Source organism: Rhizobium sp. CG5, from assembly GCF_023701945.1.
Classification (GTDB): domain Bacteria; phylum Pseudomonadota; class Alphaproteobacteria; order Rhizobiales; family Rhizobiaceae; genus Allorhizobium.
On record NZ_JABAEF010000016.1, the window covers coordinates 39,377 to 66,084 of the forward strand.

Annotated in this window: 25 protein-coding genes; 10 read left to right on the plus strand and 15 right to left on the minus strand. The window is 64.2% G+C overall.

Annotation, left to right across the window (positions count from 1 at the left end; genetic code table 11):
- From HGO38_RS22815 to HGO38_RS22830, 4 genes are all read left to right on the plus strand, one after another.
- A complete protein-coding gene (locus HGO38_RS22815) occupies window positions 1–996 on the plus strand; it encodes a branched-chain amino acid ABC transporter permease (protein WP_502941618.1) in 996 nt (331 codons plus the stop codon).
- Window positions 993–1,757 (plus strand): ABC transporter ATP-binding protein, encoded by a 765-nt coding sequence (locus tag HGO38_RS22820; protein WP_250958129.1) that lies wholly within the window; start codon window positions 993–995, stop codon window positions 1,755–1,757. The genes HGO38_RS22815 and HGO38_RS22820 overlap by 4 nt, the downstream gene beginning before the upstream one ends.
- On the plus strand, window positions 1,738–2,454 hold the full coding sequence (locus HGO38_RS22825) for an ABC transporter ATP-binding protein (protein ID WP_250958130.1): 717 nt from the start codon (window positions 1,738–1,740) through the stop codon (window positions 2,452–2,454). Before HGO38_RS22820 ends, HGO38_RS22825 begins: the two co-directional genes overlap by 20 nt.
- Window positions 2,455–2,585: 131 nt before the next feature.
- The gene (locus tag HGO38_RS22830; protein WP_250958131.1) at window positions 2,586–3,830 is read left to right on the plus strand and encodes a M24 family metallopeptidase; all 1,245 of its coding nucleotides are present in this window, start codon (window positions 2,586–2,588) and stop codon (window positions 3,828–3,830) included.
- Window positions 3,831–3,842: 12 nt separating this feature from the next.
- Here HGO38_RS22830 and HGO38_RS22835 read toward each other — a convergent pair whose 3' ends face one another.
- A complete protein-coding gene (locus tag HGO38_RS22835) occupies window positions 3,843–4,031 on the minus strand; it encodes a hypothetical protein (RefSeq protein WP_250958132.1) in 189 nt (62 codons plus the stop codon).
- Window positions 4,032–4,368: 337 nt separating this feature from the next.
- Here HGO38_RS22835 and HGO38_RS22840 point away from each other — a divergent pair, with 337 nt between their 5' ends.
- The gene (locus HGO38_RS22840; RefSeq protein WP_250958133.1) at window positions 4,369–4,728 is read left to right on the plus strand and encodes a DUF6984 family protein; all 360 of its coding nucleotides are present in this window, start codon (window positions 4,369–4,371) and stop codon (window positions 4,726–4,728) included.
- A 232-nt stretch (window positions 4,729–4,960) separates the two neighbouring features.
- On the opposite strand, the gene sugE is transcribed toward HGO38_RS22840, so the two are convergent.
- The 14 genes from sugE to HGO38_RS22910 all read right to left on the minus strand — a co-directional run bounded on the left by sugE (window position 4,961) and on the right by HGO38_RS22910 (window position 20,397).
- Entirely contained in the window at window positions 4,961–5,281 is a 321-nt protein-coding gene (gene sugE, locus HGO38_RS22845; RefSeq protein ID WP_250958134.1) for a quaternary ammonium compound efflux SMR transporter SugE, read from the minus strand.
- 102 nt (window positions 5,282–5,383) lie between these two features.
- Complete coding sequence (locus tag HGO38_RS22850) at window positions 5,384–6,898, minus strand: aldehyde dehydrogenase family protein (protein WP_250958135.1); 1,515 nt, start codon at window positions 6,896–6,898, stop codon at window positions 5,384–5,386.
- A gap of 1 nt (window position 6,899) precedes the next feature.
- Window positions 6,900–7,415, minus strand: coding sequence for a (2Fe-2S)-binding protein (locus tag HGO38_RS22855; RefSeq protein ID WP_250958136.1), 516 nt, complete (start codon window positions 7,413–7,415; stop codon window positions 6,900–6,902).
- Window positions 7,412–10,552, minus strand: coding sequence for a molybdopterin cofactor-binding domain-containing protein (locus HGO38_RS22860; RefSeq protein WP_250958137.1), 3,141 nt, complete (start codon window positions 10,550–10,552; stop codon window positions 7,412–7,414). The genes HGO38_RS22855 and HGO38_RS22860 overlap by 4 nt, the downstream gene beginning before the upstream one ends.
- A 220-nt stretch (window positions 10,553–10,772) precedes the next feature.
- A complete protein-coding gene (locus HGO38_RS22865; RefSeq protein ID WP_250958138.1) occupies window positions 10,773–11,642 on the minus strand; it encodes an aromatic ring-hydroxylating dioxygenase subunit alpha in 870 nt (289 codons plus the stop codon).
- Complete coding sequence (locus HGO38_RS22870; RefSeq protein ID WP_250958139.1) at window positions 11,639–13,030, minus strand: amidohydrolase family protein; 1,392 nt, start codon at window positions 13,028–13,030, stop codon at window positions 11,639–11,641. Before HGO38_RS22870 ends, HGO38_RS22865 begins: the two co-directional genes overlap by 4 nt.
- Window positions 13,031–13,075: 45 nt before the next feature.
- On the minus strand, window positions 13,076–14,635 hold the full coding sequence (locus HGO38_RS22875) for a GMC family oxidoreductase (protein WP_250958140.1): 1,560 nt from the start codon (window positions 14,633–14,635) through the stop codon (window positions 13,076–13,078).
- Window positions 14,636–14,637: 2 nt separating this feature from the next.
- The gene (locus HGO38_RS22880) at window positions 14,638–15,246 is read right to left on the minus strand and encodes a thiamine pyrophosphate-dependent enzyme (RefSeq protein WP_250958141.1); all 609 of its coding nucleotides are present in this window, start codon (window positions 15,244–15,246) and stop codon (window positions 14,638–14,640) included.
- Window positions 15,243–15,743, minus strand: a complete 501-nt coding sequence (locus HGO38_RS22885) for a thiamine pyrophosphate-binding protein (RefSeq protein ID WP_250958142.1) — start codon at window positions 15,741–15,743, stop codon at window positions 15,243–15,245. The genes HGO38_RS22880 and HGO38_RS22885 overlap by 4 nt, the downstream gene beginning before the upstream one ends.
- Before the next feature lie 93 nt (window positions 15,744–15,836).
- The gene (locus tag HGO38_RS22890) at window positions 15,837–16,766 is read right to left on the minus strand and encodes a LysR family transcriptional regulator (protein WP_250958143.1); all 930 of its coding nucleotides are present in this window, start codon (window positions 16,764–16,766) and stop codon (window positions 15,837–15,839) included.
- On the minus strand, window positions 16,766–18,568 hold the full coding sequence (locus HGO38_RS22895) for an adenine deaminase (RefSeq protein ID WP_250958144.1): 1,803 nt from the start codon (window positions 18,566–18,568) through the stop codon (window positions 16,766–16,768). The genes HGO38_RS22890 and HGO38_RS22895 overlap by 1 nt, the downstream gene beginning before the upstream one ends.
- A 224-nt stretch (window positions 18,569–18,792) precedes the next feature.
- Window positions 18,793–19,425, minus strand: coding sequence for a glutathione S-transferase family protein (locus HGO38_RS22900; protein ID WP_250958145.1), 633 nt, complete (start codon window positions 19,423–19,425; stop codon window positions 18,793–18,795).
- Window positions 19,425–20,114, minus strand: coding sequence for a Rieske 2Fe-2S domain-containing protein (locus tag HGO38_RS22905; RefSeq protein WP_250958146.1), 690 nt, complete (start codon window positions 20,112–20,114; stop codon window positions 19,425–19,427). Before HGO38_RS22905 ends, HGO38_RS22900 begins: the two co-directional genes overlap by 1 nt.
- Before the next feature lie 22 nt (window positions 20,115–20,136).
- Window positions 20,137–20,397: a hypothetical protein gene (locus tag HGO38_RS22910; RefSeq protein WP_250958147.1), complete on the minus strand. Its 261-nt coding sequence runs from the start codon at window positions 20,395–20,397 to the stop codon at window positions 20,137–20,139.
- A 494-nt stretch (window positions 20,398–20,891) separates the two neighbouring features.
- Here HGO38_RS22910 and HGO38_RS22915 point away from each other — a divergent pair, with 494 nt between their 5' ends.
- The 5 genes from HGO38_RS22915 to HGO38_RS22935 all read left to right on the plus strand — a co-directional run bounded on the left by HGO38_RS22915 (window position 20,892) and on the right by HGO38_RS22935 (window position 26,708).
- Entirely contained in the window at window positions 20,892–22,007 is a 1,116-nt protein-coding gene (locus HGO38_RS22915; RefSeq protein WP_250958148.1) for a BMP family ABC transporter substrate-binding protein, read from the plus strand.
- Window positions 22,008–22,233: 226 nt separating this feature from the next.
- On the plus strand, window positions 22,234–23,808 hold the full coding sequence (locus HGO38_RS22920) for an ABC transporter ATP-binding protein (RefSeq protein WP_250958149.1): 1,575 nt from the start codon (window positions 22,234–22,236) through the stop codon (window positions 23,806–23,808).
- Window position 23,809: 1 nt separating this feature from the next.
- Window positions 23,810–24,859, plus strand: coding sequence for an ABC transporter permease (locus tag HGO38_RS22925; RefSeq protein ID WP_250958150.1), 1,050 nt, complete (start codon window positions 23,810–23,812; stop codon window positions 24,857–24,859).
- 16 nt (window positions 24,860–24,875) lie between these two features.
- Window positions 24,876–25,811, plus strand: coding sequence for an ABC transporter permease (locus HGO38_RS22930; RefSeq protein WP_168476179.1), 936 nt, complete (start codon window positions 24,876–24,878; stop codon window positions 25,809–25,811).
- A gap of 42 nt (window positions 25,812–25,853) precedes the next feature.
- Window positions 25,854–26,708: an aromatic ring-hydroxylating oxygenase subunit alpha gene (locus tag HGO38_RS22935; protein WP_250958151.1), complete on the plus strand. Its 855-nt coding sequence runs from the start codon at window positions 25,854–25,856 to the stop codon at window positions 26,706–26,708.

Below are 26,708 nucleotides of genomic sequence, written 5' to 3' on the forward strand. Positions count from 1 at the left end.
ATGAATGACAGCACTCCTTCCGGTGGCGCAACCCGCAAGAGCCCGTATTGGAACGGCCTTGCCGGCGTGGCGGCGATCATCGTGGTCGCCATCATCGGCTACTTCCTGTTTCCGAGCAACCTGGCGCTGCTGACGCGCATCATCGGTACGGCACTGCTGGTGCTGTCGATCGACCTGGTGACGGGCTATTGCGGCGTCGCGACGCTTGGCCATGCGGCCCTGTTCGGAGCAGGCGCCTACGGCGCCGGCATTGCGGCGGCGCATTTCGGCATTACCGAGCCGGTCACCATGACCTTGATCGGGGCTGCGGCCGGCGCGCTGGCCGGTCTCATCTCCGGCGCCATCATCCTGCGCGCCCATGGCCTGTCGCAGCTCGTCCTGTCGATCGCCGTCATTCATCTCTTCCACGAAGCGGCCAACAAGGCATCGGCCTGGACCGGCGGCAGCGATGGTCTGGCCGATATCATGCCCGATGCCCTGTTCGGTCTGTTCGAATTCGACCTCTGGGGCCGCACCGCCTATATCTACGGCGTCGTGCTGCTGGTGGTGATCTTTGTCCTGCTGCGTCTTCTGGTGCGCTCGCCTTTCGGCATGCTCTGTCGCGGCATCAAGGAAGATCCGATCCGCGTGCACGCCATGGGCGCATCGGTGAACTCCACCCTTTTGAAAATGTATGTGATCTCCGGCATGGTGGCCGGCGTCGGCGGCGCGCTCAACGCCATCTCGACCCAGGTCGTCGGCCTCGACAGCCTGAGCTTCACGCTGTCGGCCGAAGCGCTGGTCATGCTGGTGCTCGGCGGCACGGGTTCGCTGTTCGGCGCGCTGATCGGCACGGTGTCGTTCATGTGGTTCGAGGATCTCGTCTCCGCCGCCAATCCGTTCCACTGGCTGACCATGGTCGGCGCGCTGCTGATTGCCGTGGTGCTGTTTGCGCCGCGCGGGCTTTATGGCTCGGCCGCCCTGCTGTTAAGCCGCCTGAAGGAGCGTCGCGGATGAGCCCGATTTTCGAAGTCGACCAGCTGCGCCGCAATTTCGGCGGTCTCGTGGTGACCAACGACGTGTCGATCTCCATGGCCAAGGGCGACCGCATCGCGCTGATCGGCCCGAACGGCGCCGGCAAGACGACCTTCGTCAATCTGGTGACCGGAAACCTGAAGCCGTCCTCGGGCAGCGTGCGGCTGGCCGGTGAGGATGTCACCGCGCTCAATGCCATGCAGCGGGTGCGGCGCGGTCTGGTGCGCTCCTTCCAGGTGACGCGGCTCTTCTACGACATGACGCCGGAAGAGCATGTGGCGCTCGCCATCCTGCAGCGGCAGGGCAAATCCGGCCGGATGCTGGGCAGCTATGCCCGCATGCCTGAGGTCATGGACGAGGTGAACGACATTCTCGAGACGCTGGGACTGACGGCGCTCGCCCAATCCAAGGTCAGCGAGATCGCCTATGGCCAGCAGCGGCTGCTGGAAATTGCCCTGGCGCTGGCCCTGAAGCCCAAGGTGCTGCTGCTCGACGAGCCGGCCGCCGGCGTGCCGCAGAGCGACACCGGCCGTATCGAGCAGGCGCTGGCCAAGCTGCCGTCCGATCTCGCCGTGCTGATGATCGAGCACGACATGGACCTTGTCTTCCGCTTCGCCAAACGCGTCGTGGTGCTGGCCGCCGGCACCGTCATCTTCGACGGGTCGCCGTCCGATGTCACCAAGGATGCCCGCGTGCGGGAAGCCTATCTGGGGAGCTATGCCAATGCCGGCAGCGTCGCTTGAAATCCGCAACTTAAGCTCCGGCTATGGCCCGACACGGGTGATCGAGGACGTGTCCTTTTTGGCGCCCGCCGGGTCGCGACTGGCGGTGCTTGGCCGCAACGGCATGGGCAAGACCAGTCTGCTGGCGACGCTGGCCGGCCAGACCAAGCGCTATGGCGGCGAGATCCGGCTGGGCGACCGCGACATTGCCCCCCTGCCAAGTGCGGCCCGCGCCATTGCCGGGCTCGGCTATGTGCCGCAGACCCGCGATGTCTTTCCGACCCTGACGGTGGAAGAGAACCTGTTCGTCGGGCTGAAGGGCCGGCCGAAGGAGGCGCTCAGCGAGGCCTACGCGATGTTTCCGCGGCTGGCCGAGCGGCGCCGCAATCTCGGCTCGCAGCTGTCGGGCGGCGAACAGCAGATGCTGTCGACCGCGCGCACCATTCTCGGCCAGCCGACGGTGCTGTTGCTCGACGAGCCGCTCGAAGGCCTGGCGCCGGTTATCTGCGAGGAGTTGATGGCGGCCTTTTCGCGCCTGGCGCAGACCGGCGGCATGACCATCCTGCTGGTGGAGCAACGCATTCAGAGCGCGCTCGATTTCGCCGACCACGTCATCATCATGGAACGCGGCCGGGTGGCCTGGAACGGTACGCCGGCCGAGCTTTCGGCCGACAAGCAGACCGTCGAAGCTCTTTTGGGGGTCGGCGGCCTGCATTAGACATCCGGTCTGACCACCAAACGTCGCCGCGCTGCTGCGCGGACTGGCCTTTGCAGCCTTGCACGATTAAACGATAGTCCGGATGAGATCCGGCGGCATTCGAGGCCGCTGTCCCGAATGCGAGGTCTGCCATGTCCGATATCGATCGCCGCCGCGCCAGCCGCCTGATGGCCGAGGCTGGTCTGGAGGCGCTGGTGCTGTTCCAGCCCGAGGCGTTCCGCTACGCGATCGGCGCGCCGGCCGGCGTTGCCACCATGTGGGGCAGGGCAGGGTCGGCCATCGCACTGGTCCCGGCCGACGAGGGCGCGACCCTGGCAGCAATCGCCAGCGATCATGCGGCAGGCCAGATCCGCAAGGCAGTCCCGGCGGTCGATCTGCGCACCCACCGCATCTGGATCGACATGGTCGACCTCAATGCTCTTGATGGTCAGATGGCTGGTCCGGCTGAGGTGGACGAGGCCTATCGTGCCCAGCACCTGCAGGGTCCGCGGCCGGAGACCTTCGATCTGAAGCAGTGTTTTGCGCTTCTCGGCGATCTGCTGTCCGAGCGTCACCTGCAGCGCGCCTGTATCGGCGTCGATCTCGAATTCATGCCGGCCGCCGATTTTGCCATCCTGACGCGCCTCTTGCCGGAGGTCTGCTGGGTCGACGGGTCCGAGACCTTACGGCGGCTGCGGGCGGTGAAATCGTCACGCGAGATCGGGCTGCTGCGCCGTGCCGCGACGGCTGCCGAAGGGGGACTTGTGCGTATGGCTGAGGCCGTCCGGCCAGGGGTGCCGCTTGGTGACCTGTCGGCAGCCTGGAAATCGGGGGCCGCAGATGCCGCCACGGCCGGCGGATTTTCGCTCAGCGGCCATTGGGATTTCATCTCGGTCGGCCCCGATCTTTCCGACATGGCGGCCAGGGTCACGCAGGGCGCGTTGATCAAGGCCGATGTCGGCACGCTGGTGGAGGGCTATTCGTCCGACGGCGCCCGCACCTTCAGCTTCGGCACGCCGGCGCCGCTGGCAGGCCGTATCTTCGGCGCCCTGGAGCAGGCCTTTGCGGCCGGCCTTGAACAGATCGTTCCCGGCAATAGCTTCGGTGCCGTGCATGCCGCCATGCTGACCTCGATGCGCAAAGCCGGCTTTGGCGCATATGATCGCGGCCATTTCGGCCACTCGGTCGGTGGCGGCGTCGGCATCGAGGAATGGCCGTTCTTCTCCGCCGGCAATGGCGAAATCATCGAGGCCGACATGGTCGTGGCGCTGGAGGCGCCGTTCTATGGGCAGGGGCTCGGCGCCTTGATGATCGAGGACCAGTTCCTGGTGACGGCAACCGGCGTCGAACCGATGAACATTTTGCAGCGCGGCCTGGTCGATCTGGCGGCGCGATAGGCGTGAAGCGCTTCAGGCCGCCGCGCGTGGGGCACTCAGCAGATGATCGCGGATGGCGTTTTGCAGGTGCCGGATACTGGGAAAGCGGCTCTCGTCGAGACCGATCACGTGAAATTTCACGGCGATGAACCGGTAGTGATTGCCATCACGAACCGCAATTCCGACCGGCATCCCACCATGTTTCACGACCTGCTTTTCCATCGACGTCCACTACTCTTCATTGTATATCAAGTACAAGAAATCATTCTCGTTTTCGATGTGCCGATCGAAGGGCGCTGTTGAGCCATCACCCATCGATCGTCATCGCGACGGAGAACGAACCGCATCATCGAAAGTTCCGCCGGCAAGGAGGATCATCTGAACCCCGATCCGACCGGCTGGTCCGGGTTGCAAGGGAGGAGCGGGGGCGGGTGATGACGCTCCGCTTCGGCTTTAGCTTTCTCAACTGCTCAACACTTCAATTCAGAGCCAATCATGCTCACCTTAGCTTCTTGAGCCATGATATGATTTTCTGGCGAGCGAACGCGGAGAAGAGCTTATGTCCGAAGTGTGGCGTCCCATCAACGACAGGGAGAAGCGGATCGTTAATAGGCTCCTGTCGCAGGATTTCCCTGGAAACATAGCCCTCCGCATCCAATTGGAGACGGCCAGAGTCTCAACGATCGACCCGGAAGGTAGCCTGCAATTTAGAGTGACTGGGTTACCGGCCGCTGTGGAACAGCGTGTTCCCATAGAGGCATATTATTTTGACCTCGGGATGAACCATCGCCCGGCAGTAAATCTTCTTTTGCATGTGGTGAACGGGATGCTTCACGAATTGGAGGTCTACAAAGACGATGGTTCTTCCATCGCGACCGGCCTGAGCCGGGTGGATCCAGACGATCTCCATTTCGTCTAGCGATATGGTCTCTTCGCCGGAAACAGTCGTGCCCACCGCCACCTTCAACAAACCCGATATCCATCTGCAATCTCCCAGACGCCGTTCAGACGCGGGGAGTGTGACATTCCAACTTTGCAGAAACAGGACACTTCAACTTTGCCGCTACACACAAGTCACATAATACATATTATGGAACCAGAAAATCTATAACGGATTTCGGGCCGGTTTGAGCCGCGCTATGCTCGGCCGATTATGCCGTGGTCGACAGCTTCATCATCACCAGGCCGGCGACGATCAGGGTGGCGGCGGTCAGGCGCATGGGTGTCAGGGGTTCGCCGAGCATGACGATGCCGACCGCGAAGGCACCGACGGCGCCGATGCCGGTCCAGATCATATAGGCGGTGCCGAGCGGCAGCGAGCGCATGGCCAGCGCCAGCAGGACAATGCTGCCGAGCATGGCGACCGCGGTGATGGCGGAGGGCACGAGACGGGTGAACCCGTGCGACTGCTTGAGCGCAAAGGCCCAGACGATTTCGAGAAGTCCGGCGGCGATGAGAAAAATCCAGGGCATGATGGTCTCCGACAGGATCGGGTCGTCCCGGATGAATGAAGAAGTGGCGGGGGTCGTCCCCGCACACCGATTATAGAGAAGCGGTTGTGCCTGGCAAGGTGCTCAGATCACCGCGCAGACCGTCTTGGTCTCCAGGTAATTGTCGAGCCCCGGCGCGCCGTTCTCGTAACCCCAGCCGGATTGCCGGTGACCGCCCTTGGGAAGCTCCGGCGAGAAATAGGAATGGCAGTTGATCCAGATCGTGCCGGCCTTGACACTGGCGGCCAGCCGATGGGCGCTGGACAAATCCTGGGTCCAGACGCTGCCGGCAAGGCCGTAGGGGCTGTCATTGGCATAGACGATCGCCTCGTCGGGATCGTCGAAAGGCGTGACGGCCACCACGGGCCCAAAAATCTCCTCGCGCATCAGCCGCATGTCGGGCCTGACCGATGTGACGACGGTCGGCTCGAAGAAGGTGCCGAACTCGCCATCCTGGCGGCCGCCGGCGGCAATCTCAGCCCCGTCTGCCCGTCCGTCGCGGATGAAACCGGCGACGCGGTCGGCCTGCTTGCGGTTGACCAGCGGTCCAAGATCGGTTGCGGGATCCAGGCCGTGGCCGAGGGTCAGGGCCGACGCCGCCTTCGACAATCCGTCCACCACCTGGTCATAGACCGAGCGGTGGGCATAGACCCTGGAGCCGGCGACGCAGACCTGGCCGGAATTGGAAAAAATGCCGCGCGCCACGCCGGGAATGGCCAGTGCCATGTCGGCATCGGCCAGGATGATCGCCGGCGATTTGCCGCCGAGCTCCAAGGTCAGCTTCTTCAGATTGCCCTGCGCGGCGCCGACGATCATTCGGCCGACCTCGGTGGAACCGGTAAAGGCGACCTTGTCGACATCGGGATGAGCGGTCAGTGCTGTTCCGACGATCTCGCCGAAACCGGTGACGATATTGACCACGCCTTTTGGCAGGCCGGCCTCCAGCATCAGTTCGCCGAGGCGAAGCGCCGTCAGGGAGGTTTCTTCCGCCGGTTTCAACACCACCGTGCAGCCGGCGGCCAAGGCCGGGGCGAGCTTCATGGCCGCCATCAGCATGGGCGAATTCCAAGGCGTGATCGCCGCCACGACGCCGATCGGCTCGCGGGTCGTATAGGCAAAAATCTGCTTGCCGGCCGGCTGGTAAGATATCGAGGTCGGGATGGTCGTGCCGAGGATCTTTGTGCAGAAGCCGGCAAAATAGCGGAACTGCTCGGCCGAGGCCGGGATCTCGCCGAAGCGGCCGGTCTTGTAGCTCTTGCCCTGGTCGAGGGTTTCGAGCTCCGCCAGTTCCTCGACATGGGCGTCGATCAGGTCGGCGATCTTCCCCAGCAGCTTGCCGCGCGCCGATGGCGTCAGGCCGCGCCATTCGTGGCTGGTCAGAGCCTGGCGGGCACTGGCAACGGCGGCATCCACGTCGTCCGCCGTGCCTTCGGCCAGCAGAGCCAGCATCTGGCCGGAGGCCGGATCATGGGTCTCGAACGTGCCGCCCGCCCCGGCATCGCGCCATTGCCCGTCGATCAGGATCTGCTTGCGGGGGCTGGCGAGGAAGGCCCTGGCGCCTTCGGTCTTTGGCGTGGGCGTGGTGATGGCAAGCGTCATGTCAGTCTCCGGCAGCGTCAGCGGCACGGCGCTGGCGCAGAATGTCCGCGGCCAGAAGCGCACCACGGATGATCGAGTGATAGCCGGTGCAGCGGCAGAGATTGCCCTCTAGCCCAGCGCGGATGTCGGCCTCATCAGCATCGGGATTGGCGATCAGCAGTGCCGTCAGCACCACGGAAAATCCCGGCGCGCAATAGCCGCATTGAAAGGCGTTTTCCTCGGCCAGCGCGTCGCGAACGATGATCGCCTCCGGCAGGGCATCGAGGCCTTCTGCCGTGACGATGGTGGCGCCGTCGAGTTGCCAGGCCATCACCAGGCAGGCATTGACCGGTTTGCCGTTCATCAGCACCGTGCAGGCACCGCAGCGCCCGATGCCACAGGCCAGTTTTGTGGCGGTTTGGTGCCTTTGGTCCCGCAGGATTTCGGTCAGCCGCTGGTCCGGGCTCGTGGTGACGATGACATGCTGACCGTTGAGCATGAGGTCGAGGCATAGCAGCTGTTGTTCATTCTGCATCATGCCGACATCTCCTTGAGCAGGGTTTCCGGCGCAATGGGCGTAACAGCGGGCCAGAGGCCGATGGCGGATGCGATGGCATTGGCAATGGCCGGCGTGACCGCGCCGATGCCCAGTTCGCCGGAGCCGCGCGGCCCCAGCGTGTCGCCCTCGTCCAGGCCCTCCAGCGCAAAGACCCGCATTGATGCCGGCGCGTCCGCGATGCCGGGCAGCATATAGGTGTCGAGATTGGTGGTCAGATAGGCCCCTGCCCGCATCCGCGCGTCTTCGCTCAAGGTGAAGCCGAGGCCCTGCACGGCGCCGCCTTCGAGTTGGCCGAGATAGGCCGCGACATCCATGACGGGACCTGCCGCCGAATGCTGGTGCAGGTCGAGCACCCGCACCGCGCCGGTCACCCGGCTGACGGCAACGCGGGCAAGTGTCGCGCCGAAGGCGAAGATGTAGCGGGCATTGGCGCTGGGGTAATCGGTCTTCGGGAATTCGTAGGCGACTGTGACGCTCGGCCGCTCGGCGTCTTCCAGGCTTTCGGCCAGCGCCTTGTAGGTCAGCAGGATCTCGCCGCTATTGCTGCCGCGCTCGGCAAAGCCGCCCGGCGCCAGCACCAGACTGTCGGGAGGGCGATTGAGGATCGTGCCGGCAGCATCGCGCATGGATTGGCTGAATTCGGGCGCTGCCATTTTGGCCGAGGCCCAGACGACATAGGTGCCGCGCGACGCTGTCGTCGAGCCGGATTCCGGCGCGAGCCTGGTATCGCCGACCGTGGCCAGTACATCGGCGCGAGCGCAGCCGAGTTCGGCCGAGACGGTGGCCTCGATCAGGGTCAGCAACCCCTGCCCCATCTCGTCCAGCCCATAGGCGCCCTCAATGAAGCCATCCGCCGTCAGGGCCAATCGTCCGCCGGCCGGGTCCGGCACGACGGAGCCGAGGCCATTGCCCTGGTAATTCAGCGCCATGCCGGTGCCGATGATCCATTCGCCATCGCCGCTCAACCCCTGCTCGGCCTGCCAGAGCGGTGAGGCCTTGGCCGCGGAAAGCATGTCCGTCACCCGTTCCGACGGCGAAACGGTCTGGCCGAGATAACCCGGCGAGCCGGCAAGGCGCAGGTTGCGCGCCCGGATCTCGACGGGATCGAGGCCGGCCTTGGCGGCCAGCCGGTCCATCTGGCATTCGACCGCATAGGTCATCTGGTTGGCACCGAAACCGCGGAAGGCACCGCAGACGCCGTTATTGGTATAGGCAAGCCGACCGAGCGTCGAAATATTCGGGACGACATAAGGTCCGGTCGCGTGCTCCAGGGCGGTTTCGAGAACGCCCGGACCAAGCGACGCATAGGCACCGGCATCAGCCAGGACATCGACCTGCTGGGCCAGCAGAAGTCCCTGCCCGTCACAGGCGGTTTTCATGCGGATTTCCATGGTATTGCGCTTCTGGCCGGCCAGCACGGATTCGGCCCGCGACAGCTGCAGGCGCACCGGGTGCCCGGTTTTCAGCGCCAGCAGGGCCAGTGCCGGCTGCACGGTCAACTCGTCCTTGCCGCCAAAGGCGCCGCCGGTCGGCGAGGTCACCACACGGATCCTGTCTTCCGGCAGGCCGAGGATCCGCGATAGTTGCAGCCGGTCGCGGCCGCCATGCTGGCCGCCGACAAAAACCGAGAGCGTGCCATCGGGCTCCATCAGGGCATAGCCGCCTTCGGTCTCCATAAAACCATGCATCTGCCGCGGCGTGACATAGGTGTCCTCGACCACATGCGCGGCTTTCGCAAAGCCGGCGGCGATGTCGCCACGGCTGAAATTGAGGGCTCGCTGCAGGTTGCCGCTGGCGTGGACGAGTGCTGCGCCTTCGGCCAGCGCGGCCTGCGGGCTGTCGATCAGCGGCAAGGCTTCATAGTCGACGCGGATCAGCGCCAGAGCCCGCTCGGCGGTCTCCGCATCGATGGCGGCGACGGCGGCCACCGGATCGCCACGGTGGCGCACCTTGTCGTGGCACAGGGCCGGCTGGTCCTGAATGACGATGCCGAAAGCATTGTCGCCCTGGATGTCGCGATGGGTGACGACAGCGACGACGCCGGGCAGAGCCTCGGCTTTGCTTGTGTCGATCGACAGGATCCGGGCATGGGGAACGCCGGCCCGCAGGATGCGGCCGACCAGCATGTGCCCTGCCCGCTTGTCGGTAAGATAGGGCAAGGTGCCCTCAATCTTCGCCCTGACATCCGGCCGGATGAACCAGCGCTCCGGCAGTTTTGTGTGCGACAGTTCGATTTCATCGGGAAGCGCTTCGCCCGGGGCCGGCGCTTTGGTCACCGGCACCAGCCGGCGGCCGGGCAAGGTGCCGCTGAGACCATGGACGATAGCATTGGCGGCGACCTGGACGCGGTAGGTTCCTGTGCGAACATCATCGTCGGGCGCCACGATCGTTTCAAGCAGGCAGGTGTGCAGTCCGGCCCAATCGACGGCCTCCAGCACCTGGCCGGTCAACAGCGTCTCGGCCTCGGTCAGCCGGGTCGGCGTCACGACACCGCCGCCGACGGCCAGCCGCGCCCTGGCGATGTGCTCGCCGTCGAGATCGAGGAGGGCGGCGATGCCGACGACGCTGGGGGTAAAGGCGGCGCGCAGGCCGGTCTTGCGCTGGGTGAAAAGGGCGGTTTTTGCCTGCGGCGCCAGATGGATGGCACAGAGGATTTCCGGCGACCGTGCGGGGCGCGCCAGCCAGTCCACCAGCGGCATGCGGGTCACGCCGGCCGGCGTGGCCATCTCCAGCTCGGCATCAAGCGCCAGAAGCGCCGGCAGCAGACAGCCGGTCCGCCCGGCAATGTTGCCGCCGATGGTCGCCAGATTGCGAACGGCGGGTCCGGCGACGACCTTCAGAGCCTGCTGCAGCAAGGGCAGATCGGGGGCAATCCGGGCACTGGTGATCAGGGCATTCAGCGTGGACAGCGCGCCGATGCGCAAGGGGTCGCCCGATGTCGCTATGCCGCGCAGAGCCTGCAGGCGCGACAGGTCGATCATGGTCCTCGGCTTTGGCAGGCCCTTGGCCCATTCCAGCTGCAGCGCCGTCGCACCCGCGACAAAGCGGCACGGTCCGGCATTCTCGGTTGCCAGCGTCAATGCGTCTCTGAGGCTGGAGGGGGTCAGGATGCGCATGATGCACATTTTTCCGTGCTTGATGGGCTTTCATTTTGGTCTACGGCGGTCGGATGGCCACCCACCTCCCCCTTGAGGGGGGAGGTCGTCGCGAAGCGGCGGGTGGGGGTGACAGGCCGCGTGTTCACGGCTTGGTTGATCACCCCGCCCCGGGCCTTTGGCCCGACCCTCCCCCTCAAGGGGAGGGTGGTGACGATCGCCGCACTCGTCCATTGAGCCATCAACGCGCCCCCGCTGTGGTGCCGAAGCGCACGCCTTTTTCTTTCAGCCAGCGGCGATAGGCGATGGAGGAGGAATCGGCGCGGGTCGGGATTTCGGCGCGCGGCTCCAGGGGCAGCAGCAGGGGCCGCTGGTTTTCGACGATGATGCGGTCCTGCAGGAAGATCACCTGTTCGAAATTCAACAGCACCTTATGGGGCGAGACGCTGTCGACCAGATACATCACCGGCTGGGCGCGGCAGAGCCCCTCCTCCATCGGCTGGATGAACAGCGCAATGGCATCGAGCCGGTTCGGCGAGGTCGGACAGACGCGGTAGAGCATGACGACGAAGGGCGACGGCACCCGGTAGGTCAGATGCACGAAATCGCCCTTGTCTTCGGTTGCCGCAATGCGCGGCTGGAAGAAGGTGCAATTGGTCGCCCAGACCTCGTCGACGTCGCGGCGAATTTCGCTCAAGTAATGCGGCACTTCCGTATGGGGCTCGGAGCCGAGGATATCGGTATGGACGAAGGGGAAATGGGCCATGTCGAGAAAATTCTCGACCACCCTGAGGCCCGATGCGCGCATGGTGACCCAGCCGCAGGGCACGAAACGCCGGTCGCGTTCCCCGGCCTCATCGATATGGACGATATCCTTGTTCGGCCTGCCGAGCGTGGTGAACAGGCAGCCATAGCGGACCTGCACCGGCAGTTCAGGGCCATGGCTGCCGTCGTCCAGGAGCTCGCGCACCACGGGTGCCCTGCCCTCCCCCAGGTGATAGTCGATGTCCTGGCCAAGCAGCTTTGTCCGGACCGGCCTTGCGGTCAGTTCGCTGGCGGTGGCAATGGCGTACCAGTCGTCGAGCACGGCCTGGTCGGTGGTCTTGGTCATGCTTCGCCCTCCTTTTTCGTCCATTGCCTTGTGCCGTCCTGGTGCTCGGCCAGCCAGGCGGCGCGACGGGCGAAATGGGCAGGCGCCATCGCGTGGATGTCGGCGATGATCGCCTTGAGATCGCCGGTCTTCAGCATGCCGTCCTCGACCAGGATTTCGCCATCGACCATGGTCACGGCGACATCGCTGCCGCGCACGGCATGGACCAGATTGTGTTGCAGGTTGAAATAGGGGCCGTCGGCAAAGAAGGGCGTCATGCGCGGCGTATCGGTGCGCACCGCAATGATATCGGCACGCTTGCCGACCTCCAGCGAGCCGATCTCGTGGTCGAGGCCGATCGCCTTGGCGCCGAGGATGGTGGCCATGCGCAGGCATTGCCAGCTGTCCATGGCGGCGGCATCGCGATCCCTAAGCTTGCCGAGCAGCGAGGCGACCTTCATCTCCTCGAACATGTCGAAATTGTTGTTTTCCTTCTCGCCATCGGTACCGATGCCGACGGCGACGCCATGGGCGATCATGTCGGCGATCGGCGCGATGCCCGAGGCAAGCTTCATGTTGCTGACCGGATTGTGCGCCACCGAGACCTTGTAGTTCGAGATCAGCTCGACCTCGGATGGGTCGAGCCAGACGGCGTGGGCCAGCATGGTGCGCGGCGGCTCGAAGAAGCCGAGCTCTTCCAGCGCAAACATCGGCCGCTTGCCGTAGCGGGTCATGAATTCCGCCACTTCGATATCGGCTTCGGAACAATGGGTGTGGAAGCCGGTCTGGTATTTGTTGGCCATGGCGATGGCACGCTGCTGGCCGGCTTCATCGGCATAGAAGAGATGTTCGAGCCCGACCCAGACATTCACCCGACCACCCGCCTTGCGGTGCCAGGTCTCGATCAGGGCCTCGTTCATGTCGAGCGTGTCGAAATAGTCGTAGTCGGGATGCTCGCCGACATAGGGGACGGCGACCAGCCGCGTGCCGATCGCTTGCGCCGCCCGCGCGCTGCCGTCCATATAGCGCCACATGTCGACCACGGTCGTGGTGCCGCCAAGCGCGGATTCGGCATAACAGAGCCAGGAGGCGGCTTCGGCTTCATGGGGTAAAAGCGCGCGGTGCATCGGGTTGATATGCATGGTCAGCCAATCCCAGACCGGCAGATGTTCGGCCGTGCCACGCAGGAAGCCGGAATGGGCATGGGCATTGATCAGCCCCGGCATCAGCACCGTATTGGCGAGCTTTTTCACCGTAAACGCCGGATAGGCCGCCTTGATGTCATCGAGCGTGCCGACCGCCAGGATGCGGCCATCCTCGATGGCCACGGCGCCGCCGGAAATGACGCGATTGGCGTCATCCATGGTGAGCAGGCTTTCGCCTGCGAGGATCATTGCGGCCTTGGTCATGTCAGTCTCCATCGTTCCGTCTGTCGCGGAAGCGTTATGCAAGTTTCACGCCGTCCCGAGCAGGAAGGCGGCGGCGCGTTCGCCGATCATCGTCACCGGCGCATGGGTATTGCAGGTCGGGATCACCGGGATCACCGAGGCATCGGCGATCAACAAGCCGTTGAGACCATGCACCCTTAGTCGGTGGTCGGTGACCGCCATGGCGTCGCGACCCATCTTGGCGGTGCCGCAGGTGTGGAAAAAGGTCGAACAGCCGTTGCGGACAAATTCTTCCATCTCGGCACGGTTCAGGCGGCGATCCGGGGCGGCAAAGCCGGCGAACAGATCGGCGAAGGCGCGGGTTTCCGCCAGATCCATCATGGTCTCGACGGCGGTCACCAGTGCGTCGAGGTCTGCCTTTTCCCGCAGGTAGTTCGGCTGGATCTCCAGTGGTCCCATGGGTTCGGCGCTCAGCAGCCTGAGATAGCCGACGCTTTTCGAATGCATCAGTCCGGCCCCCAGCGCAAAGACCTCGCCCGACATGTCGTAGCGCTGCCGAAGGGCCGGCTCGGCGCTGTTGCCCTGGACCGGGAAGGCATGCACATCGGATTGCAGCAGGTCCGGCCGGGATTTCCAGTTCAGCATGGTGCCGCCGCCATTGTCGGTCTTGTCGCCGAGCGGCTGCTTGGCGCTCAGCACGACGGCCTGCACCAGCGGATGATCCTGCAGGTTCTGGCCGACGCCCGGCAGGGCATGGTGGACCGGGATGCCAAGCCTGTTCAGCTCGGCCGGATCGCCGATGCCCGACAGCATCAGCAGACGCGGTGTGTCGATGGCGCCAAGCGAAAGCACGACATGGGTGGTGGCGCGGGTCTCGACGGGCTGGCCTTCGACCAGATGTCGCACGCCGGTGCAGCGGCCGTTTTCGAGGACAAGGCCGATTGCCAGCGAGCCGGTCAGGATGGTGAGTCGATCATTGTCGAGGATCGGAAACAAATAGCCGGTGGCGGAGCTGAAGCGCTTGCCGTTGACGATGTTGAAATTGGAAGGTGTTGCACCCTCGTTGCTTTCGCCATTCGGATCGGCGATGACCGGAATGCCAAGCTCGGCAGCGCCCTCCAGCATGGCCTGGGCAATGGGGTGGAGGGCGCGGCTGGTCTCGATGCGCAAGGGTCCGCCCGCACCGCGATAGGCCGTTTCGCCGCCTTGCCAGTCTTCGCATCGCTTGAAATAGGGAAGCACATCGGCAAAGCGCCAGCCGTCTGCGCCGGAGGTCTCCCAGGCGTCGTAGTCGAGCGGATGACCGCGATACCACATCATCGCATTGATGGCGCTCGAGCCGCCGAGCACCCTGCCGCGCGGAATGCCGATGGTGCGGTTGTTGGTGAGCGGGCTCGGCGCGTAATCATAACCCCAGTCGTAAGCGCTCTTGGCAAGCGGCACCCATTGGCGCGGATCGTCGATTTCAGCAATGCCGATGCCCGGCCCGCCGGCCTCGATCAGCAGCACCGTGGCGTCCGATCCGTCGATCAGCCGGCGCGCCACCGCGCATCCCCCCGACCCGCCACCGATGACGATATAGTCATAGGCTTTCTGCAGCGGTCTGAGGGGGATGGCCGGGTGCATGGTCAATTGTGCTCGCTCGGACCCATGATGACGATGCCTTCGGTCGCCTCGACATGGCGGACGAAAATGTATTTGTCTTCCCGGCCATCGGAATGCTTGCGCTTGATGTCGGGCTGGACGGTGCCGGCCACCTTGGCGACGATGACATAGGGCACCTCCGCCTTCAGCCCCGCCTCGCAATGGGTCTCGAATTCTTCGAGCGTGCGGACGGTATAGGCATTGTCGACGCCGGCGCCTCGGGCGATCGCGGCGATATCGACGCGGCCGAAGGCGGTGTGGGTCGGCGGGCCGCCGATCGACTGGTACATTTCATTGTCCCAGACCACGACAAACAGGTTTTTCGGCTGCTCGTTGCCAAGCGTCGCCAGGATGCCGAGATTGAACATCATGCCGCCGTCGGTATCGAGCGAGATGATGCGGCGATGGGGCAGCCCGGCTGCCAGGCCGAAGGCCTGGGGGGTAACACAGCCGAGCTGTTGCTGGAACAGGCTTGCTGCGCGCATATGTGGCGCGGCATTGTACCATTCGTCGACCGAGGCGCCGAGCGACAGGATGACCAGTTCGTCCTCAAGGCGCTCCGCCAGGATCTTCATGCAGTCATAACGCTTCATCGCACGATCTCCCCGCCCAGCGCCACGGCCGAGTGATAATAGGCCGCATAGGACCATTCATAGGCGTCGACGATGGCGCGTTCGATGCGCTCTTCCTCGCGGATCACCTGATAGGGAATGCGCAACGCATTCAGCACCGGCTCCATGGTAATGCCGTGCGGAATGGCCCACCAATTGTTCTCGCCCATCTCGCCGCGATAGCTCATCAGCATGACGACCGGGATGCCGGCGCCAAGACCCATGCGCGCCAGCGGCTCGACGGAGGCGCGCAGGCCGGAATTTTCCATGATCAGCGCGGCGCGCTTGCCCGACAGGAACACGCCGCCGCAGATGGCAGCCCCCTCCCCTTCGTTGGTGACGCGGATGGTGCGGATATCGGGATCGGCGTCGAGGGCCGGATACAGGTCCTTGAAGAGCGAATCCGGCAGGTAGCAGACCACGCTGACGCCCGCCTTCTTCAGGCCGCGGATGACCGCGTCCACGGATGATTGTTTCATGTCATGCCCTCGTTTCGACGCCACGGTCGCAAATCCCAGATGTTCGGAATAGACCGCAATTCACGACGTTGTCGTTGCGCTCGGCGCAACATTTTATGGGCTTGCCGCGCCGACCCTTTCGATCGACTGTTCCAGCAGCTTGCCCATGGCGGAGGCGGCGTCGGACATTTCTTTCTCGGAGCGTGACAGCAGCATCAGCTTCCGAGGTGCAAGGCGGGTGTCGCTGAGCGGAATGAAGGCGAGCGTGCCGTCGGCCAGTTCCTGTTCGACGCCGACGCGGGTCTGCAGCACGGTGCCGAGATCGCGCTTGGCCAGATCGACCATCAGGCCGATGGAATTGGTGCGCGACCGGCGGCCGATATCGATGAAGGAGCGGTTGAAGGCTTCTTCCACAGAGGTGCCGAGCATCAGGCTCGAATCCGACAGGATGACCCGATGATTGGCGAGATCGAACAGCTTCAGCTCGCGGCGTTTGGCCAGATCGCTGTCGGGCAGCGCCAGCACGCCGAGCGGCAGGGAGGCGGTGGCGATGCGCCGCACGGTGCGCGGCACGCGCACGTCGAAGGCAACGGCCAGGTCGCAGTCGCCGTCGTTGACGGCATTGGCGGCCTGCTGCGATCCCATCACCTTGATGTCGACGGTGATCGCCGGGTAACGGCTCCAGAAATCGGCGAGTGCCGCCGGCATCAGGCCGCGGGCGACGCTTTCGACGATGGCGATCGACACCGTGCCGCGATGCAGGCCGTGCAGGTCGTTGATCTCGTTGCAGGCGCGGTTCAGCTCCGACAGCGAGAGGCGGGCGTGATAGAGCATCAGTTCGCCGGCGCTGGTGAGCTTCAGCCGCTGGCGAACCCGCTCGAACAGCGGCGTGCCCAACTCGTCCTCCAGCTGCCGGAGGATGCGGCTCACCGAAGACGGCGCGATGTTCAGGGCGAGAGCTGCCTGGCGGATTGAACCGAGCCGCGCTACCAGCTGGAAATAATGGATGCGGGTGGCGACGAGGCCGAGGCGGTAAGGATCCATCAGGGCGCCTCGAACAGCGGCACGATCTCCATCTGCGGCACGGTGACCAGCCCCTTGTCGGTGATGCGGATTTCCGGGATGACCGACAGGGGGATCAGGTTGAAGCCCATATAGGCGATGGTGCAGCCGGCCTTGTCCCATTCGACCTTCAGCGCCTTCACCTCTTCGGCCACTTCATGCACGCGCTTGTCGGACAACAGGCCGGCGATCGGCAGCGGCACCATGGCCGTCACCTTGCCGTCCGCCACCACGCAGGCGCCGCCCTGGTGCTCTTCGATGGCCCGCAGTGCCACCTGCATGTCGGCCTCGTTGGTGCCGGCGATGATGATGTTGTGGCTGTCATGGCCGACCGAGGAGGCGACCGCGCCCTTGCTGATGCCGAATTCGCTGAGCAACCCGTGCGCGACATTGCCGGCCGACTTGCCATGCCGTTCGATCACCGTGACGAAGCACAGGCCATGCCGCTCGAAATGGGTCTGCCAGTCATTGGCCGGTTCCAAGGTCACCTTGTGATGGCCGAGAATGATGCCGGGCAGTTCGGTCTTGATGGTATTGGCGACAACCTTGGTCGTCGGCAGATCAGGCGTCAGCTTGATGGCCTTGGGCAGCTTGACCGTGTGATAGGCCGCATCCGGATAGCGCCATGGCTTGGACAGGGTCTCTTCCAGCAGCGGGGTCACCGTCTTCTGGTCGACCACCAGTTCGCCGCCATACCAGGTGCTGATTGGCGTAAGGTCGTCACTGAGCAGGACCAGGTCGGCGCGCCGGCCACCGCCCAATCCGCCGATCTCGCCCTCCATGCCGAAGCGGGTCGCGCCGTGCAGCGAGCCCATGGCCCAGGCCTGTTCGGGCGTCATGCCGGCAGCGCGCGCCTCGCGCACCACCCAGTCCAGGCCGAAATGCAGCAGATCGTCGGCGTCGCGGTCGTCGGTGCAGACCGCAATGCGTTTGTGGGAGGCGCCGAGTTCGGTCACGGTCTTGATGGCCAGCGGCAGAGAATGCCAGGGGGTCGTCGGCGGGCCGCCGCGCAGGAACAGCCAGATGCCGGCCTCGAGAAGATCGTCGGCAATCTCGCGGTCGATCGCCTCATGGGTGTCGGTGACGCCGGACGCCGCGTAAGCCGCGACGAATTCGCGTCCATAGACATGGCCGGAGACCGGCCGGCCGCGCGACAGCGCCGCGGCGATGATGGCGTGGCTGCGCTCGTCGCCCATGGCGACCGGCACGAAGTCCATCTTCTCGCCCAGCGCCACGGCTTCCGGCCACTTGTCGAACAGGGCGGCGATCTTGTCGGGCGTCAGGTCGCCACCGGCGGTTTCCAGATCAGGGGTGGTGGCGGGCACGGTCGAGGGCACGGTCAGGAAGATCGACAGCGGCGCATGGCGGGCATCCTCCAGCATCGCCTCGACGCCGGCGACATCCATGACATTGCCGATCTCGTGGCTGTCGCAGAAGATCGTCGTGGTGCCGTTCAGAAGGGCTGCTTCCGCATAGGCGCAGGCCGTGACCATCGAGCTTTCGATATGGATATGCGGATCGACCAGCCCCGGCGCGATGATGCCGCCCCTGGCATCATAGAGCTTGGCGGAACCGGTCTTGTAGCTGCCGGCCGGTTTCACGGCGGCGATCCGGCCGCCGGAGATCCACACCTCGCGGTCCGGCAGGATGCGCTCCGAATAGGTCGACAGCACGCGAGCGCCCTGGATCACCAAATCGGGCGAGGCGCGGCCGGACGCCACATCGGCCAGAAGGCGGGTCATGGTGGAGAGCGGAGCGACGGAAAAACGGGTGATGGGTGGCATTGGTTTCTCCTGGTTTTGGTCTGTAGCAAGAATAGATGCGCACTCTACCCTCCCCTTGAGGGGGAGGGTCGGGCCGCAGGCCCGGGGTGGGGAACCCGCCACTCCCGGCGAACGGTGGTCACCCCCACCCGCCACTTCGTGGCGACCTCCCCCCTCAAGGGGGAGGTGGAGACTGCCGTTCCGCCGGAGATCAAGTCGGAGGCGGCGACAGGCCCACTTCAATCCTAGTGATAATCCGGAATCCCCGGCATGGTCTTGAACCCCTTGATGGTGCGAAACCGTCGGACCCAGCGGCGCAGGGCCGGGAATTCGTCGTGGTCGATGCCGAAATCGCGGCTGAGCGCGAAGATCGGGAAGAGCGTCAGGTCGGCCAGCGTCGGACCGTTGCCGACGAACCATTCGGTCCCTTGCATTTGTTGCAGCACCATATGGTCGTCCATGATGCGGAAGGCCTGGCGGCTGGTTGCCCGCAAGGCATCCTCATCGCCCGCCAATCCAAACAGCGACACTTTCCTGGCCATGCTCGCAGCTGGAAGGATCGTGGCTGAAAATGTCAGCCATTGTGAGACCCGGCCAAACGCCAAGGGATCGCCGGGCAACCATGTGCCGGCCGGATCATGGGCCTTGGCGAGATAGGCAAGGATTGCTTCGGTGCCGTAGAGCACCAGGTCGCCGTCTTTGAGGATAGGCAGGCTGCCGAGCGGATTGAGCGCCCGCATGGCCGGGCTTTCCTGCTCGTTGCCGGGCACCATGTCCACGGCATAGGTCTCGTAAGGCTGGCCTAGCATGGAAAGCAGCAGCCGGACGCGGTAGCAGCTGTCGTCGAGGTCGTAATTGTAAAGCGTCAGGGCAGACATCAGGCGACCTCGGCGATTGCGGTTTGCGTCTCCAGCCGCAGCCGCAACCCTTCCGCCCAGCGGGCGATCGTTGGGGCAAGGCCGGGTTTGGCATTAATGAGGACCATGTGCAGAGCTATCCGGCGGGCGGCGATCGACTGGCCGGCGATCAGCACATGCGTGCTGCCGGACGACAGAAGGAAAGCGTTGCGGGCGATCATGTCGAATTGCGCCGGCGTGTCGCTGCCCGGCAGCACGACATCGGCCAGGCCGCCCAAGGCGTCGTCCATCGAACAGTCGACATAGAGGCTGCGCACCGGTGTTGCGGTTCCTGCAACATCCGGCAGGGCGTCGCTGTCGGCGCCTTCGGACAGGCAGGTCCAGATGATGCCGTTGCGCTCCTCGGCCGCATAGGTCGGGATCTTGATGGTCTTGGGCACCTCGAGATCGGGATGGGCCGGGATATACTGGCACTGGCCGGCTGTGTCATATTGCCAGCCGTGATAGAGGCAAGCGATGTGATCGCCGCGCACGAAGCCGAAGCTCATGCGCATGCCGCGATGCGGACAGCGGTCTTCCCAGACATGGGCCGCCCCCTTGTTGTCGCGCCACACGACGATTTCGGCGCCGTCTACCACAGCGCCCGCCGATGTGCCAGGCTCGATGGCGCTGGACAAGGCCACGGGCATCCAGCCCTGTTCGATTGTCATGTCAGGCTCCTTCCATCCAAATTCAAACCGCTGGCGGCCGGGCCGCAATGCCCTCTTTGCGCAGCACATCCAGCACCATGCAGTCATAAGGCCCCAGGCTGCAGGCCATCTCGAACATGTCGACCAGCGCCTCCGCGCCTTCGACCGACACCTCGACAGCGGTCTCGCTGCAGGAACCGATATCGAGTTTCAGATCCAGCCGCCCAGCCCGGTGCCTGGCAAAGCTCAAGAAGCTGTCGCAGGCGATCCGTCCCTTGAAGGTGAAATCGACGGCCAGGCTCATGGCCGACAGTCCGGGTATGGGGTCAATGGCAAGGGTTCGTCCTATCCTCTGCGCATTCTCGCGGCATATGATTAATAATTGGGCATGCACTATCTTTAATCACTTTATCTGCTGCGACGGCCGGAGTTCAAGCGATATTTTCAGACCAGATGTTGCGCTGGGCGCATCGGTTCGATCCGAATTCAGCCTCTATTGCGAACATCGACAATTTGAAACAGTCCCGGTCTGCCAAGGGTTTGCACGGCTAAATGCCGGTGTCCGATGGCGACAGTGGCGACTTTCCATCGTCGGTTTTGCCATCGTCGGTGCCCCATTTTCCGGGGTTTAGCCACCAAGGTCGCTTGGCGGCTTGAGACGCGATGTCGCCGGGCGACGGCGTTAAAGCACCGATGCAGGACTGGCATGGGAGTTGCGTAGCTTATTCGACGGCCTGATCGCGCCGGTGGGCATGCTTGTGCCGCCCGACGCCCGATAGATACACAAAAGGGGACATCATGATTGACTTGCGTAACCTCTCCCGCCGCGGCTTGCTGAACATGGCGGCTGCCGGTTCGGCTGCCGCTCTGCTGCCGGGCGGCCTGATCCGTGCGGCCAGCGCTGCCACGCCGCTTGCCGCCATCAAGGAAGAAGATGCCGTGATCGGCTTTGGCCATGTCGGCCCGATCACCGACGAAGGCTGGACCTGGAGCCATCACCAGGGCCTGCTCGCCGTCAAGGAGGCCTTCCCGAAACTGAAGACCGTTCTGGAAGTCGAGAACGTGCCCTACTCCGCGGACGCGACGCGCACCTATCGCCAGTTCGTCTCCGAAGGCGCCAACATGATCTTCGACACGTCGTCGACCGGCGACTTCCTGCATGAAGTGGTCAAGCGCGCCCCCGAAGTGGCCTTCATGGAGTGCAACGGCCACCAGACCATGGACAATCTCGGCTGGTACTACCTGGCCCACTGGTATCCGACCTATGTTCTCGGCGTTGCCGCCGGCCATCTGTCGAAGACCGGCAAGCTCGGCTATGTCGCCTCGTTCCCGGTCGCCTCGGTCTATACCTCGACCAACGCCTTCCTGATGGGCGCACGCACCGTCAATCCGAATGCGACGCTACAGACCATCGTCATCAACTCCTGGTTCGACCCGCAGGCCGCAACCCAGGCCGGCACGGCGCTGATCGACAATGGCTGCGACTTCCTGTTCGGCATCATGGACGAGGCCGGCTATCTGCAGGTCGCCGAGAAGCGTGGCGTCTGGGCCGCCATGTGGAACACCGACATCCGCCGCTACGGTCCGAATTCCTACGTGTCCTCCGTCATTATCGACTTCAAGGACTACTATGTCGACCAGGTCAAGAAGCGCCTGGCCGGCGAATGGACGCCGTCGGAAACCCTGCTCTCCATGGGCAAGGGTGTCGACCGCGACGTCTGGGGCGAGAAGGTTCCGGCCGAAGTCGGCAAGGCGGCCGACGCCGTGCGCGACAAGATCCTCGGCGGCTGGTCGCCGTTCGTCGGCGAGCTGAAGGACAGCAAGGGCGCGGTTCGCCTGGCTGCCGGCCAGCAGATGACCGAACTTGAGCTCTACAACTGGGATTGGTCCGTCGAGGGCGTGACCGGCCTCTGATGCGGCGATGGGAGGAGCCTGAAGGCTCCTCCTCCACCGTCATCCTCGGGCTTGACCCGAGGATCCATCGGCATTCGATGGGCTTGGCTGTGGATCCTCGGCTCAAGGCCGAGGATGACGTCCAGGGTGAATGACGATCCGGGGGTAGTCGCCCTCCATAATGGAAAGGGACCTTGCGGCCCCTTTCCGCCCCGCAGTCTTCCACCTTCGTTCCCGATAGGGCCTGATGTCAGAACCATTTGCCAAATACGCCGTCCCTTCCGGTTCTGCGCCGCTCGTGCAGCTGAAGGGCATTGCCAAATATTTCCCCGGTGTCATCGCCAACCAGGATGTCGATATCGAGGTCATGCCGGGCGAGATTCATGCGCTGCTGGGGGAGAATGGCGCCGGCAAGTCGACGCTGATGAACATCCTGACCGGGATCTATCAGGCGGATGCCGGCGAGATCATCATCGATGGCTATGCCAAGGAATTCGCCTCGCCGATCCAGGCGATTGCCGCCGGCATCGGCATGGTGCATCAGCATTTCAAGCTGGTGCAGGCCTTCACGGTGGCGGAAAACATTCATCTCGGCTGGAGCGAGACGCCGCGCCGCGCCTCCGCCAAGGTGCTGGAAGCCCGCACGGCGGCGCTTGCCGAAAAATACAATTTCCAGGTTCGCCCCAGTGCCCGAATTTCGGAACTGTCGACCGGCGAGCAGCAGCGCGTCGAAATTCTCAAAGTACTGGCGCGCCAGGCCCGTGTGCTGATCCTCGACGAGCCGACCGCGGTGCTGACGCCGGCCGAGGCGCGCGAGCTGTTCAAGGCACTGCGCGAATTCGTGTCACACGGCAATGCCGTCATCTTCATCTCGCACAAGCTCGATGAGGTGCTGGAGATCTCCGACCGCATTTCCATCCTGCGCTCCGGTCGCAAGATCGCCACCGAATTTGCCAGGGACTGTACGCCCGCCAAGCTGGCGCGGCTGATGGTTGGCCGCGATATCGTGCTGGCCGACATGCGGGGCCGGCCGGTCGGTGCTGCGCCGATTTCCCAAAACCCGGTGCTGAGCCTTGAAAATGTGGTTGTCCTGAACGATGCCGGAGACCTGGCCCTGCATGGCATCGATCTGGCGATCCATGCCGGCGAGATCGTCGGTATTGCCGGTGTCGCCGGCAATGGCCAGCGCGAGCTGTCGCAGGTGCTGACCGGCACGCGGGCGGTTCATTCCGGCCGCATCGTCATCGATGGCGAGACGGTCACCCGCGCCAATGCCGCCGAATTCGTCGAGCGCGGTATCGGACATATCCCGGAAGACCGGCTGCACAGCGGTCTGGCGCCGGGCCTGTCGATCACCGTCAATGCCGTGATGCGCGAATATGGCAAGCCGCCGGTGACCAGCCGCGGGCTCTACAGGCCGGGTGCGGCAACCGCTCTGGCCAAGGAGATCGCCTCGGTTGCCGAGGTTGCGATTCCCGATTTCGGCATGCCGATCCGCAACCTGTCGGGCGGCAACCAGCAGCGGCTGGTGGCCAGGCGCGAAATGCGCGTGGCGAGCAAGATCCTGGTGGCCGCCTATCCGAGCCGCGGCCTCGATGTCGGCGCCATCAACACCATGCTGCGTTACATCGTCGAACTGCGCAACGCCGGCGCCGGCATCGTTCTGATTTCCGAGGAGCTTGAAGAATTGCTGAACCTCTCCGACCGCATCGCCGTTCTCTACGAAGGCCGGATCATGGGGATCGTCGACAACCACGCCGTCGATATCGAAGAGATCGGCCTCATGATGGGCGGGCGCACCAAGACCGGCGAGGTGGCGTGAGATGGCCGGCCGTATCCGCGTTCAGAGACTGCCCTCCGCCCATCCCAGCATTTCGCTCGCCGCCCGTATCGGTGCCATCGCGCTTGCCCTTCTGACGACAGGTGTGATCCTCGCCTTTGCCGGCAGCAATCCGCTGGCGCTTGGCGCGCAGGTGATCAAGGCCTCCTTCGGCTCGACCTATGGCATGGAGGATCTGGGGTTGCTGATCATCCCGCTGATCATGACCGGCCTTGCCGTGACCGTCGCCCAGCAGATCGGCGCCTGGAATATCGGCGCCGAAGGCCAGTTCTATGCCGGCGCCTTTGCAGCGACCGCCGTTGGTCTGTTCGTGCCGGTCTCCGATCCGGTCAGCCTCGTGCTGATGTTCTTTGCCGGTGCTTTCGGTGGCCTGGTCTGGATCCTGATCCCGACGCTTGCCCGTGCCTATGCCAATGTCAACGAGTTGATCACAACGCTGCTGCTGAATTTCGTGGCGGCGCTGATGGTCTATTATGTTTCGACCGATGCCTGGCGCGATCGCTCCGGCATGGCCAATTCCTCGACGCCGCGTATTCCCGCCGAAATCCCGGAATTCTGGGGCCTGGTGCATTGGGGCCTGCCGATTGCGGTGGTTCTGGCGATCACCATGGCCTTGCTGCTGAGCTTCTCCAAATGGGGCTATGAAGTGCGCCTCGTCGGCTCCAATCCGTCGGCGGCGAAATATGCCGGCATCGCGGCGCGCCGCCACCTGATCACCGTCATGCTGCTGTCGGGCGCCATTGCCGGGCTGGCCGGCATGCTGGAAATCGCTGGAACCGTGCATCGCCTGCAGGGCGGCATTTCCAACAATTTCGGCTATCTCGGCATCATGGTGGCGGTTCTGGCCCGCGGTTCCTCGATCGGCGTGATCTTTTCCGGTGCGCTGATGGGCTTCATCCTGAATTCCGGTATCATCCTGCAGACTCAGGGACTGACGACCTCGGCGGTGCTGGCGATGACCGGGCTCATTCTCTTTCTGACGGCCATTGGCGACGAACTCGCCCATTACCGCATCCTGCGCGACAAGACTTAAAAAGGGGCACGGACCAATGGATCTCCTGACCGGGCTTTTTACCACCGCATTCCTGGCCGGCGGCGTGCTGGCCTTGGCAGCGCTCGGCGAAGTGCTGGCCGAGCGGGTCGGCGTCGTCAATCTCGGCGCCGAGGGCCTGATGGCCATGGGGGCTGTCACCGCGATCGCCACCGTCACGGCCGTCCCCTCCCCGCTTCTCGGCTTTGCGGCAGCACTCTGTGTCGGCGCCCTGTTCGGCGCGGTGTTTGCCAGCGCCACGGTGCTGTTGCGCGCCAATCAGGTGCTGTGCGGTCTGGCGCTGACGCTGATGGGAACCGGCATCGCCTCGACCATCGGCAAGGCCTATTCCGGCATGCCGGCACCTGCCACCTTCGATGGCGTCGCCATTCCGCTGCTGTCGAGTATCCCGATCTTCGGCAAGGCGTTCTTCTCACAGAATATCCTCGTCTATCTCATCTACATCATCCTGCCGGTCGGCCTGTCCTATCTGATGTTCTACACGCGGCATGGCCTCAACCTGCGGGCCGTCGGCGAGAATCCGGCGGCGGCAGACGCCGCCGGCATTCCGGTCAATCTGATCCGCTTTACCTATGTCTGCGCCGGTTCGGCGCTAGCCGCCGGTGCCGGTGCCTATCTGACGCTCGCCTTCGTCAATTCCTGGTCGGATGGCGTGGTGGCGGGGCGCGGCTGGATCGCCGTGGCGCTGGTGATCTTTGCCGGTTACCGGCCGATCCCGGCCGCCCTATCCGGCCTGCTGTTCGGCTTCATCACGGCCCTTGGTTTTGTCGGCCAGGCACGCGGCTGGCCGATTGCACCGGCCTTCCTGTCGATGCTGCCCTATCTCGGCACCATCGCCTTCATCATCGTGCCGGTCATCGCCTGGCAGCGCATGCGCCGCCTGATGGCCGCACCGGCGGCGCTGGGCGAGCCTTATTTCAGAAGCGTGCGCTGATGGCGACGCTGCGGGTCACGGATTTCAAGAAGGGACGTTCAGATGAAAGCAACAGACAGGGCCTCTCTCGACCAATGGTATGTCATTGAGACCGAAGCGGCGATCCCGGTCGGCACGATGGAGAACCGCCTGCTCGGCGTCGATCTCACCGTGACCCGTGCGCCGGATGGCTCTATCACCGTGGTGGCCGAGGATCGCGGCGCACCGCTGCCGACAGAAATCCGTTTCGGCTTTCTCTGGACGACGCTCGGCACACCCGAGCGTGATATTTTCCCCGTGCCGGAAGCAGACGAGCCGGATCGGCGTTATGTGCCCTGCGGCGCGGTTTCGGTGCGCGCCTCGGGCTTGCGCATCATCGAGAATTTTCTCGACATGGCGCATTTCCCCTTCGTGCACACCGATATCCTCGGCGCCGAGCCCAATACCGAAGTGATGCACTACAATGTCGAGATCCGCAGGGATGTCGATGAGGTCTGGGCGACCAATTGCCAGTTTTTTCAGCCGCAGGCGGCGCTGTCGGCCAAGGACGGCATCATGACCCAGTATATCTACCGGGTGATGACGCCGTTCACGACGCTGCTCTACAAAACCTGCCCGAATTCCGCCAACCGCTGGGACGTGATTTGTCTCTTCGTACAGCCGCTCGATCCCGACCGCTGCCGGGCCCATCCGGTGATGTACCTGATCGACGATGTCTCGACGACCACCGAACTCATCCAGTTCCAGCAGCTGATCTTCCTGCAGGATCGCATCATCCTCGAAAACCAGCGACCGGTTCTGCTGCCGATGGAGCCGCGCAAGGAGATCCCGACCCGCGCCGATGCCTCCTCCATCGCCTATCGCCGCTGGCTGAAGGAAAAGGGCGTGACCTATGGCACATCGGCCATGGCGGCCTGA

Coding starts and splice junctions, on each gene's coding strand:
- HGO38_RS22815 (WP_502941618.1), top strand. CDS start 1: ATGAATGACAGCACTCCTTCCGGTGGCGCAACCCGCAAGAGCCCGTAT.
- HGO38_RS22820 (WP_250958129.1), top strand. CDS start 993: ATGAGCCCGATTTTCGAAGTCGACCAGCTGCGCCGCAATTTCGGCGGT.
- HGO38_RS22825 (WP_250958130.1), top strand. CDS start 1,738: ATGCCGGCAGCGTCGCTTGAAATCCGCAACTTAAGCTCCGGCTATGGC.
- HGO38_RS22830 (WP_250958131.1), top strand. CDS start 2,586: ATGTCCGATATCGATCGCCGCCGCGCCAGCCGCCTGATGGCCGAGGCT.
- HGO38_RS22835 (WP_250958132.1), bottom strand. CDS start 4,031: ATGGAAAAGCAGGTCGTGAAACATGGTGGGATGCCGGTCGGAATTGCG.
- HGO38_RS22840 (WP_250958133.1), top strand. CDS start 4,369: ATGTCCGAAGTGTGGCGTCCCATCAACGACAGGGAGAAGCGGATCGTT.
- sugE (WP_250958134.1), bottom strand. CDS start 5,281: ATGCCCTGGATTTTTCTCATCGCCGCCGGACTTCTCGAAATCGTCTGG.
- HGO38_RS22850 (WP_250958135.1), bottom strand. CDS start 6,898: ATGACGCTTGCCATCACCACGCCCACGCCAAAGACCGAAGGCGCCAGG.
- HGO38_RS22855 (WP_250958136.1), bottom strand. CDS start 7,415: ATGATGCAGAATGAACAACAGCTGCTATGCCTCGACCTCATGCTCAAC.
- HGO38_RS22860 (WP_250958137.1), bottom strand. CDS start 10,552: ATGCGCATCCTGACCCCCTCCAGCCTCAGAGACGCATTGACGCTGGCA.
- HGO38_RS22865 (WP_250958138.1), bottom strand. CDS start 11,642: ATGACCAAGACCACCGACCAGGCCGTGCTCGACGACTGGTACGCCATT.
- HGO38_RS22870 (WP_250958139.1), bottom strand. CDS start 13,030: ATGACCAAGGCCGCAATGATCCTCGCAGGCGAAAGCCTGCTCACCATG.
- HGO38_RS22875 (WP_250958140.1), bottom strand. CDS start 14,635: ATGCACCCGGCCATCCCCCTCAGACCGCTGCAGAAAGCCTATGACTAT.
- HGO38_RS22880 (WP_250958141.1), bottom strand. CDS start 15,246: ATGAAGCGTTATGACTGCATGAAGATCCTGGCGGAGCGCCTTGAGGAC.
- HGO38_RS22885 (WP_250958142.1), bottom strand. CDS start 15,743: ATGAAACAATCATCCGTGGACGCGGTCATCCGCGGCCTGAAGAAGGCG.
- HGO38_RS22890 (WP_250958143.1), bottom strand. CDS start 16,766: ATGGATCCTTACCGCCTCGGCCTCGTCGCCACCCGCATCCATTATTTC.
- HGO38_RS22895 (WP_250958144.1), bottom strand. CDS start 18,568: ATGCCACCCATCACCCGTTTTTCCGTCGCTCCGCTCTCCACCATGACC.
- HGO38_RS22900 (WP_250958145.1), bottom strand. CDS start 19,425: ATGTCTGCCCTGACGCTTTACAATTACGACCTCGACGACAGCTGCTAC.
- HGO38_RS22905 (WP_250958146.1), bottom strand. CDS start 20,114: ATGACAATCGAACAGGGCTGGATGCCCGTGGCCTTGTCCAGCGCCATC.
- HGO38_RS22910 (WP_250958147.1), bottom strand. CDS start 20,397: ATGAGCCTGGCCGTCGATTTCACCTTCAAGGGACGGATCGCCTGCGAC.
- HGO38_RS22915 (WP_250958148.1), top strand. CDS start 20,892: ATGATTGACTTGCGTAACCTCTCCCGCCGCGGCTTGCTGAACATGGCG.
- HGO38_RS22920 (WP_250958149.1), top strand. CDS start 22,234: ATGTCAGAACCATTTGCCAAATACGCCGTCCCTTCCGGTTCTGCGCCG.
- HGO38_RS22925 (WP_250958150.1), top strand. CDS start 23,810: ATGGCCGGCCGTATCCGCGTTCAGAGACTGCCCTCCGCCCATCCCAGC.
- HGO38_RS22930 (WP_168476179.1), top strand. CDS start 24,876: ATGGATCTCCTGACCGGGCTTTTTACCACCGCATTCCTGGCCGGCGGC.
- HGO38_RS22935 (WP_250958151.1), top strand. CDS start 25,854: ATGAAAGCAACAGACAGGGCCTCTCTCGACCAATGGTATGTCATTGAG.